Origin of the sequence: Chitiniphilus eburneus (assembly GCF_005048205.1) — a bacterium.
Classification (GTDB): domain Bacteria; phylum Pseudomonadota; class Gammaproteobacteria; order Burkholderiales; family Chitinibacteraceae; genus Chitiniphilus; species Chitiniphilus eburneus.
In genome coordinates, this window is record NZ_SUMF01000051.1 from 1 (window position 1) to 13,027 (window position 13,027).

The window sequence follows — 13,027 nt, forward strand, 5'->3', positions numbered from 1 at the left end:
CCCCGCGTCGCCGCGCCCGCGTGGCGGAGGCACCGCCGGCCGACGAAGGACTGGGCCGGGTGGTCGATGCCAGCGGCGTGCGCCGCAGCGCGCGCGCCATGGCGAATGAGGCCCGGGAACACGCTGCGCTGATGGCACAGGTGCCCGATCCGGGGGCGATCCACTTCGGGCAGGATATGAGCGCCCCGGTCGCATCGGCCCAGCAGGACTATCTGCACGGGCGGCGCAGCGATGCGAACGAGCGGGAAGACCTGCGCGCCAGTATCACCGGCTCGGCCCGCCACAGCGCCGATCTGAGCCAATTGCTGCCCGGTGCGATGCGACAGCATGTGGAACAGCACTGGAGCAATCCCACGACGGTGTCCCAGGCCGATGGGCGGGTCAACCCCGAAGGCGGCGGCGCGTACGCCGGCGCGATGTTCACCAGTTCCTTCGCGCGCGGCCGTGGACCGGCGGCGGCGGGCGACGAACGCAAGCAGACGGCGGAACCACGCAGCCCCCGACCCGCCGCCGCCGACGGCCCATCGCATCGCACTCACGCTTCGCCCTATGCGATGGTCGGATCGGAGAGCAACGATGTCCGTACCGTATGGGCACGCCAGGGCGGCAACCTGATCGTCGATACCCATATCGAGCGCCAGGCACAACAAAGCCGTGATCGCGGCGATCACATGACGATGCTGCTCCGCGCGGATACCCACGACCGTTCCTCGGTGGGCGTGCTGAGCCAACCCGTGGCCAGCGGGCCATTCACCCTGCATGCGGCGCAGTACCAGCGGCGCCCCACCGCCAGCGGCGCGGCGCCCACCGGCCCGGTACCGCCCGCCGCGCCAGCAACACCCCCTGCGGGCGGCAGTGCCGGTGGCACGGTGGGTGGCCCTGCTTCGCATGCCGCGTCGGGGCCATCCGGCGGTGGGCACGGCGGTTGATCGGGGCGCTTCGTCCGCCCTGCCAGGCATGGCGGACGGAGCGCCGAGGAAGAAAAACGCCTCAGCGGGAGGATTTTTACTCACCTGTCATCGCCAGCCCCGCCGCGCACGCCAGGGAATCCGGGGGTTCGGTCGCCGGCTGGCCATTGCGGCGCACTGGCACGCATCGTGATAGTCCCCATGACCATCTCCGACGTCCGCTTCCATCATGAGCAGCAGCAAACGCGTCAAACGCGAAGAAAACACCGGCGTGCCGTCCCGGCCGACCTCGCCCCGCGATACCGACAACCGGCGCACCAGCCTGAGCGTGTCGCCGGTCGAAAACCGGACCGCTCCCCACACCACCAGCAGCAGCAGCGGCGGCCTGGCGCCACGCCTGCCGATCCGGCGCGCGACGGCCTCCGTCAGCCCGCCGACATTGTCGCCCACCGGCCCGGGCTTCATGCCATCGCTGGGTGCGTCGTCGGCCTCGTCGAGCAGTTCGCCGACGCTGCCTTTGCCCTCGGTGGCCGCCAGCAGCAGTTCGAGCGAACCCATCCTCGGGCGCGGTGCGGGTTCGGGCGGCATGGGCAGCCGGCGCCTTGCGCAGAAGAAACAGCGGGAACTGGCCATCAAGGAGGCGAACGCGCCGGACCCGGGCGCCTCGCATTTCGGTATCGACCTCAGCACCACGGTATGGTCGGCGCAGCGCCAGTACCAGGCCAAGGCCGGCGGCAGCGACAGGAACGAACGCAAGGAGGCCCACGGCGAAATCACCAAGGGCGCGCGCAGCCACGCCGACCTGAGCCAGTTGTTGCCCACCGGCATGCGCCAGCATGTCGAATCGCATCTGTCGCAGACAACGCTGCCAGTCCATCAGGCCGACCTGCGGGTGGACCCCGGCAGCAGCAGCAGCTATAGCGGTGCGCTGTTCACCAGCTCTTTTGCGCGCGAGCGGCCGGACCCCGGCACGACGAAGCGCAGCACCAAGGCCGGGGACGGCTCGCGGAAGAAATCCGCCAGGAACACCGAAAAGGTGACGCAGGAGCCGAGCAGCCCCAAGCCGCATGTCGACGACGACGGCCCTTTCCATCGCGCGCATGCGTCGCCCTTCGACGTGGTGGGCGTGGACAGCAACGACGTACGCACGGTGTGGGCTCCGCAAAGCGGCAACCTGATCGTGGACAAGCACATCGAGAGCGCCGCCATCGCCAGCAAGAAACGCGGCGACAGCGTGACGATGATCCTGCGTTCGGACACGAACGACCGCTCCTCGGTGGGCCTGCTGAGCCAGGCCACACCCGGCAGCGCCTATACGCTGGAAGCGGCACAATACCAGCGGCGCGTGCACGGTGGCGGGGCTTCGTCGTCGTCGGGCGGCGGCACGTCGTCCAGCACGACGGCCTCGTCCAGCAGCAGTACGTCCACCTCCAGCGACACAGGGAGCGGTTCGTCCGCCAGCGGCAAGCTCCGCCGTGGCCGGAAACGATAGACAGCGGGAGCCTGCATGGCCACAGGGGGGGCCGGTCTGGTGGTGGCCCCCCTATCGAGCACCCGGCACGACAGTTGCGGCAAGCGCGGCATACCACGATGCGGGCCCGCGCCGACAGCCACAGTCATTCGTCGGTCGGCGTGCTGAGTCAGCCCGCCGCGGGCGGCGACCACACCTTCCAGGGCGCCAGCTAGCGGTGACGCAGCGCCGACCCGGGCACGGCACCGTCCGGATCGGGCGCACCGGGCAGCGGCCCGCCGCCCACCGAAGGCGAGCACCCGGGGCACTGAACCACCCCGCCGCTGCACACTTTCGGTGCGCAAGGTGTACCGGCTGAAAACGGGTGGCCGTCAAGAGCACGCGCCCGGTGGGTTGATCTGTCCCAATGCCTGCCCGACCCACACGCCTACGATAACCGGCATCCCAGCGTATCCCAGCGATACAGGAGCCGACATGAACACTCTCGAGCGAGCCATCATCGCCGTGCTGCTCTGCGCGGCCACGGCCCTGCTGGGCAGTTGCGGCGGCGGCCACACCGACGATGCGACACCGGGCGGCGTCGATTACGCACAACCCGGGCACTGGCTGCACCGGCCAGCGCAAACCGATAAGGCGGTGGATGTTTTCTACCTGTATCCCAGTGCCTGGCATCGCAGCGACGGCGAGGGTGTCATCTCGGAGATCGACAGCCCGATGATGCTGCGCGATGCGCCGATCTACTACGCCGAACAGGCCAGCGTGTTCGACACCGTGGGCAATATCTACGCGCCGTTCTATCGGCAGGCGGATGTCGGCCATGCGCTCAGCCTGCCACCGGACGAGCGCGAGGCGCTGGTCAAATCGGTGCCGCTGGCCGACGCCATCGCCGCGTTCGACCACTTCATCCGGCACGACAACCAGGGCCGGCCCTTCATCCTCGCCAGCCATTCGCAGGGCTCGCAGGTGATGCAGTACCTGATGGCCGACTACTTGGCGCGGCACCCGGATGTGCGCCAGCGCATGATCGCGGCCTATCTGATCGGCTATTCGATCACCACCGATTTCCTCGCGGCGAACCCGCACCTGAAGTTTGCCGAAGGCCGCACCGATACCGGCGTCATCGTGTCCTACAACACCGAGGCACCCGGCCTGACCGGCGAGAACCCGGTGCTGCTGCCCCATGCGCTGGCGATCAACCCCATCAGTTGGACCCGTGGGCCGCAGATCGCGCCCCGGGAATCGAACCTGGGGTCGATGCTGTGGCCCGGTGGCTCGCCCGTCGGCGTCGCCCACCTGGCCGATGCGCGCGTGAATGTGGAACGTGGCGTGGTCGAATGCTCGAGCGTGGACCCCGCCACCTACTCCAGCCCCGGCATGCCGTCCGGCGTGTTCCATTCCAGCGACTACGGCTTCTATTACTTCAACCTGCGGCAGAACGCCGAGGAAAGAGCGGCGGCCTATCTGGCAGGCGCGGTCTAGGCGACGCGGCTTCGCCGCCGGCTACCGCGCCCGGAGCGCGATCAATCCAGGGCCGGGCCCGCATGGCGACGGGCGCGCCAATCGTCGGCAAAGGCGCGCGCATCCGGCAGGAAGGCCAGAAAGTCCGCTTCGAATTCGGCGTAGCGCAGCCCCAGCTCCGCGCCGCCGCCCGCCAGCGGATTGGGCTGGCGCAGGCGGCGTTCCGCCATGCGCTCCAGCGCAAGCGCCACATTGGCCGGATCGCGATAGGACAGCAGCCAGTCGTAGCGTTGCATCATCGGCAACACGGCGGCCAGCGGCTCGGGCAGCCAGCGGCTTTCGCGCGCCACCTCGGCGTAGGCGTCGCGGGTGAAATCAGCCAACGGGCCTGGCATGAAGCGCGACCAGTGGCGCGCCAGGAAATGGTCGTAGAACAGATCGACCATGATGCCGGAGACGCGCCGCCGCTCGGACGTGACGCGCGCGCGGCTGGCGCGGAACGCCGGGTGCCCCTCGGCCCAGGCATCGATGGCCCGGTGCAGCGCCACCCCATCGGCCAGCGGTTCCGGCAGGCGCCCGGGCAAGGGGCCTTTGACGAAATCGCCCATCAGGCCGCCGACGCGGTACGCCGGCGACGATCCGGCAAGGTAAAGGTGCGCGAGGTAGTTCATCGGGGGATCAGCGGTGGGGAATGAAGGCCATGATACGCCTTGCCCCTACCCTTCCTCGTCGCCCGCCACCACAACCGCGCCCGCCATCAGGCGCCGCGAGGCAAACACGAACAGCAGCAGCAACGGCACCGTGGCAATGGCGGAGCCGGCCATCAGGGCGCCCCACTGGGTATCGAGCTGGGCTTGCAGCGTGCGCAATGCCAGCGGCAGCGGGTAGCGCTCCATGCTGCGCATCACCACCAGCGGCGCAATGAAATTGTTCCACGATCCGACGAACACGATCAGGCCCAGCGCACTGAGCGCGGGCCGGCACTGCGGCAGGGCGATGGACCAGAAGAGGCGCCATTCGCCGCAGCCGTCGATACGCGCCGCTTCGATCAGGCTGCGCGGCACGGCGTGCGTGATGTAGTGGCGCATCAGGTAGACGCCGAAGGCACTGGCCGCGCCCGGCAGCCACAGCGCGCGCGGCGCATCGACCCAGCCGAGCGCATCCATCACCAGGTAGCCCGGCACCATCGCCAGGTAAGGCGGCAGCATCATGCTCGCCACCACCAGCGCGAACAGGATGCGCTGGCCCCGAAAGCGATGGACCGCGAACGCGTAGCCGGCCATCGAGCACAGCAGCAGCGCCAGCGCCGTGGTCATGCCGGCCACATACAGGCTCATGCCGACATTGCGCCAGAACGGCAGGCGCTGGGTCAGGATCGCCAGGTTGTCGCGCAGGCCGTCGCCGAACCACAGCGGCGGTGGCAACTGGAAGATGGCCGCGCGGTCGTGGGTGGCGAACACCAGCATGAACCAGAACGGCAGCAGCATCAGTGCCACGCCGCCCAGCATCACGCCCCAGGCCAGCACGCGCCTCATGCCGCATCCCCGCGCCGGAACAGCCGGTGCGCGCCCCAGCTCAGCCCGGCGATGGCCAGGAACAGCAGCCACGACATGGCGGCGGCGGTGCCGAAATCGCCGAAGTCGAAAGCGGTGCGGTACAGGTAGATGGCGGTGGTCGCCGCCGCGCCGCCACTCCCGCCACGGCCGTCCTGCGTGAGGATGTACGGTTCTTCGAACAATTGCAGGCCGCCGATCAGCGACAACGTGGCCGCGAACAGGATGGTGGGACGCAGCAACGGCAACGCCACATGACGGAACTGGCGCCACGACCCGGCGCCATCGAGCGCGGCGGCCTCGAACAAGGTGGGCGGAATGCTCTGCAACGCGGTGACATAGAGCAGCACGTTCCAGCCGACGAAGCGCCAGAACACCACCAGCGCCACCAGCGGCTTGATCAGCGCCGGATCGTGCAGCCAGTCCGGCGCCAGCGGCAGCCGGACCAGCGCGCGCAAGGCCTGGTTCACCACGCCGTATTCGGTGGAGAACAACGTGGCGAAGGTCAGCGATACCGCCACGCTGGCGGTGATGAAAGGCAGGAAATACGCACCCAGCAGCCAATGCCGCGCCCGCCCGGCATGCCGGTGCAGCCAGAACGCCAGCGGCAGCGCCACCAGGTGCTGCGGCACGCCCGCCGCCAGCGCCAGCCACAGCGTATTGCCGCACGATTGCCAGAACCAGGGGTCGGTCAGCGCGAATGCATAGTTATCCAGGCCGACGAAACGCGCGCTGGCGTAGCCACTGGCCGGGTCCCAGACAAACAGCGACATCGCGGCGGCGAACAGCGGCGGAAAGGCGCCGAACGCCAGGAACAGCAGCAGGAACGGCGCCAGGAACAGATAGGGCGCGCGCTCGCGGGCGCGGTTCACGGCCGCCGCATCCGGCGTTCGAGCAGGCGGCGCGCATCGGCCAGCGCCACGGCGATGTCCTTGCCTTCGTCCAGCACGTGATCCAGCTCGGCGTTGACCACCTCCTCGGCCAGCGGATCGAGCCGGTTCACCACCAGCGCCGGCATGCTGGCGGCGGCATCGCGCCAGTACAGCCGCGCGCGCTGCCCGCCGAGAAACGCCACCGGCTGCGCGAAGAACGGATCGTCCTGCGCCGCGCGCAGCGCGGGAAAGGCATTGAGCCGGGGCGCCTTGAACGCCGCCAGTTGCAGCGAGCGCTCCAGCGTCAGCAACTGGATCAGCTCCCACGCCAGCGCCTTGTTGCGGCTGGCGGCCGGAATGGCGTAGAACGAGCCGCCCCAGGCCGCGCCCGAGCCACCCGGCAACGGCGCCACGCGCCAGCGCCCGCTGGTGCCGGGCGCCAGCCAGTCTTCCAGATGCCCGGCCAGCCAGGCGCCACCCGGCTGACTGGCGACGCGCCCGGTGCGCAGCGCCGCGTTCCATTCGGTGGAATACGGCGTCAGCCGCGCATCCAGCCCGGCCACGCGCGCCGCGCGCGCCAGGGTGAAGGCACGCACGAAGCGCGGCGTATCCACCAGTATCTGGCCGGTGGCGCTGAAGTACAGCCCATCGCCATCCTTGAGGCCGGCGCGCACCACGATGTCCTTGATCTCGCGCGGGTGCGCCAGCAGGAAGGCCCCGGTGGTGGCCTTCAGTTTGCGGCCCGCGCCCAGGTAGCTTTCCCACGATATGGCGAGATCGGCTTCGGGAATGCCGGCGCGGCTGAACAGATCGTGCCGGTAGAACATGCCGCCCGGCCCGATGTCGGTGGGGATCGCCACGATGCGACCGCTGTTTTCGGCCTGGGCGAAGGCATAACGCACGAAGCGGTCGCGCAGTCGCCCCGCCTGGTACGGCGCGGCGGCCAGGTCGGTCAGCCCGCCCCCCGCGGCAAAACGGCCCAGATAGCTGACCTCGACCGCCATCACATCGGGCAGCCCGCTGCCGGCCGCGAGCGCGGTGGTCATCGCGTTGTGGTGATCGACATAGTTGCGGGCGATGAACCTGAGCGGCACGTCGGGGTGGCGCTGCTTCCACAATGGCGTGACCAGACGGATCGCCTCGTCCAGATTGGGGTAGACGGCCACGGTCAAAGGCTCGGCGGCCCGCGCGCAGAGCGCGGCCCCCGCCAGCACGAGCACAATCACGGTACGGAACGACATCTCACTCTCCTGCGCGACCCGAATGCCCAGGCGGATGGCCCGGCATCACGTCGCTCGCGCCCCCGGTCGGGGCACGCTCCTCTTCTTATCGTCCATCCAGTCCAATGACCCTGGCATGGCGGGTCGGCGTGGGCATCCCCTGCGCCCATCGCCATTGGCTGGCTCTTTATATCCGCCGGTTATCACTACCGGCGTAACCGATCCCTCGATCGGCACACTGCGGTTTACGTCAGCACCGCCCGCCGCTCAGGCGGGCTCGCCCGCCGAATCGCGCACGATCAGCGACATCGGCAGATCCAGCGCCGGCAGCGGCCGATTATCGATCAGGTGCAACAGCACGCGCGCGGTCAGGCGCCCCAGCTCATAGGCCGGCTGGCGCACCGTGGTGAGCGGCGGTGTGGTGTAGAGCGACCCCGGCAGGTCGTCGAACCCCACCAGCGACACATCGTCGGGCACGCGCAGGCCACGGCGATACAGCGCCAGCCGCGCGCCGACGGCGGACTGGTCGTTGGCGGCGAAGATGGCGGTGAACGACACGCGGTGGTCGAGCAGCGCGTTGACGGCATCGAGGCCGCCGTTTTCGTTGAACTGCCCGTCAACGATCAGCGCCGGGTCCTCGGCGATACCGGCTTCGGCCAGCGCGCGCCGGTAGCCGGCAAGGCGGGCGCGGGCGTCGGCATGGCCCTGTACCCCGGCCAGATGCACGATGCGCGTGTGGCCCAGGTCGATCAGATAGCGGGTGGCGGCATAGGCGCCAGCCTCGTGGTCGAGATCGATGGCAATCAGCCGGGGCGCATTCAGCGTGCGACCGGTGACGGCAACGGGCACGCGCTCGGCGGTGGCGATCAGCGCGTCGTCCGGGATCATGCCGGTCAGCACGATCACGCCATCCACCCGGCGATCCACCAGCAGCGCCACCTTGCGCGCTTCTTCCTCGGCATCCCAATGCCCGCTGACGAACAGCGGCGCATAGCCCGTGCCGGCCAGGGCCTCCTCGATGCCCTTGAGCGACTCGCTGTAGAACGGGCTGGCGATGTCCTGGGTGAGCACGCCGATGGTCAGCGAGCGCCCGCGCGCCAGGCCCTGTGCCAGGACATTGGGCCGGTAATCCAGCGCGGCAATGGCCTCCTCCACGCTGCGGCGCTTGGCCTCGCTCACCCGGGCCGTGCCGTTGAGGATGCGCGAAACGGTGCTGGGCGACACGCCTGCGGCGCGCGCGACCTGATCCAGCGTGGTGGTGGGACGATCATTCATTGCGGCATTTCGACAGCTTACGAATGCCCCGTCAAGCTTCACCGCCAGCGCCTGTGACAGCCGCGCGTACGTCGCGTCAAAAGGGCCGTACATCGCCAGATGGCCGCACCATCGTCGTGCAGCGGCTAAGTTTCCTGCGCAACATGAAAGCGCTTTCAAAATGACCGTGCACCATCGCTGACGCCTCGTCGCAGCCCGATGCGTTGCATCCCGTGCCCCCTGGCATGCAACGCATCGGGCCACGCCGGGCCCGCTGACGGACGCCGGTCGCCCCCCTGACCTTGAGGACAGCCAACCGAACAGCCCCACCCGCAACACCGCAAACAACGCAAGACCCCCTCACCCACCCACAAAGCCTCCGACTTCGCGAGGCCCCAGGGTGGCGAAGGGAAAAGTGGAATCACCCAAACGACCCCGCCGCAAAACATCGCGAGCAACGCAAGCCCCTTCACCCACCCCACAAAGCCTCGACTTCGCGCGGGCTCCAGGGTGGCGAAGGGGAAAGTGGAATCACCCAAACGGCCCCGCCACGAAGCACCACGAGCAAAGCGAGGCTCCCTCGCGGCGGCGAGGGCGGGGGGAGTGGAATCGAACAAGGGAGCGCCATGGCCGGCACTCCTGAGAAGGGACGTACCCGGCTTTGCCGGGGACCTGCCGCCCTTTGCCTTCCAACCTTGCAGGTGTGCACGAATGGCGCTCTGCGGCGAGGGCGGGGGGAGTGGAATCGAACAAGGGAGAGCCGTTGCAGGCACTCCTCCAATGGTGAGCGTCCGGCTTTGCCGGAGGCACTCCACAGTCGGCGCGCCAGCACGGGCACATAGAAACAACAAGGCTCTAGCTCTAGGAGAACACATGAAACCAGTAACATGGCGGCTGCGGGTGTGTGCCGCTGCGCTCGCCACCCTGGCACTCGCCGGATGCATTCCCGAAGAAGAACCCCCTATTACCCCACCGAGCCCGGAATTGCAGGACTGGCCCACCATCCATAGCGCGATCCCCAAGGACGCAGCCATCGAAGCCAAGGTCGAAGCCCTGCTGGCGGGCATGACGCTCGCCGAGAAGGTGGGCCAGATGACCCAGGTGGAGATCGCCGAGGTCACGCCGGATGAAATCCGGCAATACCACATCGGCTCGGTGCTCAATGGCGGCGGTTCGTTCCCCAGCCAGAACAAGGGCGCGGCGGTGACCGACTGGCTGGCGCTGGCAGACAGCCTGTGGGCGGCGTCGATGGACCCGGCCAACCCGCACCAGATTCCGCTGATCTGGGGCACCGATGCGGTGCACGGCCACAACAACGTCAAGGGCGCGACGCTGTTTCCGCACAACATCGGCCTGGGCGCCGCGCGCGATCCGGAGCTGATGCGCCGCATCGGCGAGGTCACGGCGCGCGAAGTGGCGCGCACCGGCATCGACTGGGCGTTCTCGCCCACGCTGGCCGTGGTGCGCGACGATCGCTGGGGCCGCACCTACGAGGGTTTCTCCGAGAACCCCGAGGTGGTCGAATCGTATGCCGGCAAGCTCATCCAGGGCTTGCAGGGCCAATTGGCCAAGGATGCCCGAGCCAATGAAAGAGTGGTCGCCACCGCCAAGCATTTCATCGGCGACGGCGGCACCACCCTGGGCAAGGATCAAGGCATTACCGTGGTCACCGAGAAGGAGCTGATCAATATCCACGGCCGCGGCTACTACCCGGCGCTGGATGCCGGCGCGCAGACGGTGATGGCGTCGTTCAACAGTTGGCAGGACAAGGCCGCCGGTGAAGGCGCCAAGGCCTACAAGATGCATGGCAACAAGTATCTGCTGACCGATGTGCTGAAGACCAAGATGGGCTTCGATGGTTTTGTCGTCTCCGACTGGAACGGCAACGGCCAGCTCACCACCGGCAACAGCGACACCCCGCGCAACTGCACCAACGCCGACTGCCCGCAGGCGATCAATGCCGGCATCGACATGGTGATGGTGCCCTACCGCGCGGACTGGAAGGCGTTCATCGCCAACACCATCGCCAGCGTGGGCAGCGGCGAAATCCCGCAGGCGCGCATCGACGACGCGGTACGCCGCATCCTGCGCGTGAAATACCGCGCCGGCCTGTTCGAGAAGCCCAAGCCTTCCGCCCGCCTGGTCAGCCAGGAAGTCGGCAGCGCCGAGCACCGTGCCATCGCCCGTGAGGCGGTCGCCAAATCGCTGGTGCTGCTGAAGAACAACGACAAGCTGCTGCCGCTGTCGCGCAAGGCGAAGATCCTGGTGGCCGGCAAGAGCGCCGACAGCCTGTCCAACCAGAGCGGCGGCTGGTCGCTCACCTGGCAGGGCACCAACAATGTGAACGCCGATTTTGGTGGCGGCACCACGCTGTGGGGCGCGATCCACGCCATCGTTCCGGGCGCGGTGCTCGACAGCAGCACCGACGGCGCGCTGGCCAGCCCGGACTTCGACGCGGCCATCGTGGTGATCGGCGAAACGCCGTATGCCGAGGGCCTGGGCGATATCGGCAAGAACAAGACGCTGGAACTGGCCAAGCTGCGCCCCGAGGACATCGCGCTGATCGATGCGCTGAAAACCAAGGGGGTGAAGAAGATCGTCACCGTGCTGTATTCGGGCCGGCCGCTGTACGCCAACAAGGAGCTGAACCGCTCCGATGCCTTTGTCGCCGCCTGGCTGCCGGGCACAGAGGGTGATGGCATCACCGATGTGCTGTTCCGCACCGCCAGCGGCGGCGTCAACCTGGACTTCCAGGGCAAGCTGTCCTACTCGTGGCCCGGCGCAGCGTGCCAGACGCCGGTGAATGTCGGCGATGCCGACTATGCGCCGCTGTTCGCCTACGGCTATGGCCTGAGCTACGGCCGGCCCGGCGCGGTGGGCCCGCTGGCCGAGACCAGCGCCGACGTGGGATGCGGCGTGACCGATGGCGGCGGCGTGGCCGATACCCCGCTGGCAATCTTCGACCGGGGCAACCAGGACGACTGGCTGATGAAGGTGGCCGCACCGTCGCTGTGGAGCGGCGTGGTCATCGGGCAGGCCAGCAGCGCCAGCACCTCGACCCCCAATGGCGAGGTCACCGCCACGCCGGTGGACGACCGCAACGGTATCCAGTGGGGCGCGGTGAAGGCCACCTGGAACAACGCCGAAGGCCAGCTTTACATCCAGACCAAGGTCGAGGCGGAGGGCAAGAACCTGCAAGGCTATCTGAACGCGGGCGGCGCGCTGGTGTTCGACGCCCGGCTCGGCACCGCGCCCAGCGCGCCGGTGAAGGCGCGGGTGGATTGCGTGTATCCGTGCATCGGCGAGATCGACGTCACCAGCGCCATCGCCGCGCTGCCGGTCGGCACCTGGACCGAACTGGCGATTCCGCTGCAATGCTTTGCCGACAAGGGCACCGACTTCACCAACATCAACACGCCGCTGCTGCTGTACAGCGCCGGCACGTTCGAGATCGCGGTGGGCAACGTGCGCTGGGAGCCGAATCGCGCCGGCAACGTGGCGTGCGATGGCGCGAGCAGCGAACCGGTGACGCCGGTGGCCGCCGACATGAACGTGTTCGTCGATGGCAACGGCGATCCCGCGCTGTTCGACAACCCCGGTAGCTGGTCCTACGGCGGCGGCGCCATCACGCTGGATACCACCGTGCAGGTCGGCGGCGAGAAGGTGGTGGACGTGGTGTTCAACGGCGTGACCGATGGCGGCGGCAACGGCGGCATCTTCTTCCAGTCCAGGTCGCCCAACCTGCTGGACGCCAGCGTCGCGCCCGACGGCGGCGTGGAATTCGAGATCCGCGTGCTGGACTACGGCAGCAATACGCAGGGCTTCTGGGCCAAGATGGTGTGCGAGCGCAAGCCCGACTTCTGCCGCACCGGCGATCTGAAGACCGTCGTCGGCCGGCCGCCGCTGAATACCTGGACCACCGTGCGCATCCCCTTCGTCGATGCCGGCTACGACCCGAGCTGGAACGCGGCCAAGCTGAGTTCGGTGCTGGAGCTGCTGCCCGCCTGGGATGACCAGGGTGGCATCATCCACTTCCAGATCCGCCGGCTGAAGCTGATCCACGACCTGCCGTAACCGCCGGGCGCGGCCACCCGCCGCGTCGCGACCAAAGCCAAGGGCCGGCCCCCATGAAGGGCCGGCCCTTGCCGTTGGTGCAGCCGGGGTTTGCCGGCGGTGCTCAGTCGTCCCAATACCGGCTACGACAGGCCGGCCACCCGGTCGCTGCACGGCTACGGCATCGCCTACTTCGCCGCCACCGACCTGCAACAGAGCATCCTGGAGTTCCGCGACA

At 68.5% G+C, this 13,027-nt stretch carries 9 protein-coding genes; 4 read left to right on the top strand and 5 right to left on the bottom strand.

Annotated features, from left to right (window positions below; translation table 11 throughout):
• The 3 genes from FAZ21_RS20660 to FAZ21_RS19465 form a co-directional block, all read left to right on the top strand.
• A partial coding sequence (locus FAZ21_RS20660) for a hypothetical protein (protein WP_211243535.1) occupies window positions 1-929 on the top strand: 929 nt, incomplete at its 5' end.
• Window positions 930-1,137: 208 nt separating this feature from the next.
• Window positions 1,138-2,400, top strand: a complete 1,263-nt coding sequence (locus tag FAZ21_RS19460) for a hypothetical protein (protein ID WP_136775094.1) — start codon at window positions 1,138-1,140, stop codon at window positions 2,398-2,400.
• Window positions 2,401-2,853: 453 nt separating this feature from the next.
• On the top strand, window positions 2,854-3,858 hold the full coding sequence (locus FAZ21_RS19465; protein WP_136775095.1) for a DUF3089 domain-containing protein: 1,005 nt from the start codon (window positions 2,854-2,856) through the stop codon (window positions 3,856-3,858).
• A gap of 41 nt (window positions 3,859-3,899) precedes the next feature.
• On the opposite strand, the gene FAZ21_RS19470 is transcribed toward FAZ21_RS19465, so the two are convergent.
• From FAZ21_RS19470 to FAZ21_RS19490, 5 genes are all read right to left on the bottom strand, one after another.
• Complete coding sequence (locus tag FAZ21_RS19470) at window positions 3,900-4,508, bottom strand: acyl carrier protein phosphodiesterase (RefSeq protein WP_136775096.1); 609 nt, start codon at window positions 4,506-4,508, stop codon at window positions 3,900-3,902.
• A 45-nt stretch (window positions 4,509-4,553) separates the two neighbouring features.
• On the bottom strand, window positions 4,554-5,372 hold the full coding sequence (locus tag FAZ21_RS19475; protein WP_136775097.1) for a carbohydrate ABC transporter permease: 819 nt from the start codon (window positions 5,370-5,372) through the stop codon (window positions 4,554-4,556).
• A complete protein-coding gene (locus FAZ21_RS19480; RefSeq protein WP_136775098.1) occupies window positions 5,369-6,262 on the bottom strand; it encodes a carbohydrate ABC transporter permease in 894 nt (297 codons plus the stop codon). The genes FAZ21_RS19475 and FAZ21_RS19480 overlap by 4 nt, the downstream gene beginning before the upstream one ends.
• Entirely contained in the window at window positions 6,259-7,503 is a 1,245-nt protein-coding gene (locus FAZ21_RS19485; RefSeq protein WP_136775099.1) for an ABC transporter substrate-binding protein, read from the bottom strand. Before FAZ21_RS19485 ends, FAZ21_RS19480 begins: the two co-directional genes overlap by 4 nt.
• Before the next feature lie 246 nt (window positions 7,504-7,749).
• On the bottom strand, window positions 7,750-8,757 hold the full coding sequence (locus tag FAZ21_RS19490) for a LacI family DNA-binding transcriptional regulator (RefSeq protein ID WP_136775100.1): 1,008 nt from the start codon (window positions 8,755-8,757) through the stop codon (window positions 7,750-7,752).
• An 852-nt stretch (window positions 8,758-9,609) separates the two neighbouring features.
• Here FAZ21_RS19490 and FAZ21_RS19495 point away from each other — a divergent pair.
• On the top strand, window positions 9,610-12,810 hold the full coding sequence (locus FAZ21_RS19495) for a glycoside hydrolase family 3 protein (protein WP_169307509.1): 3,201 nt from the start codon (window positions 9,610-9,612) through the stop codon (window positions 12,808-12,810).
• Window positions 12,811-13,027 lie beyond the last annotated feature (217 nt).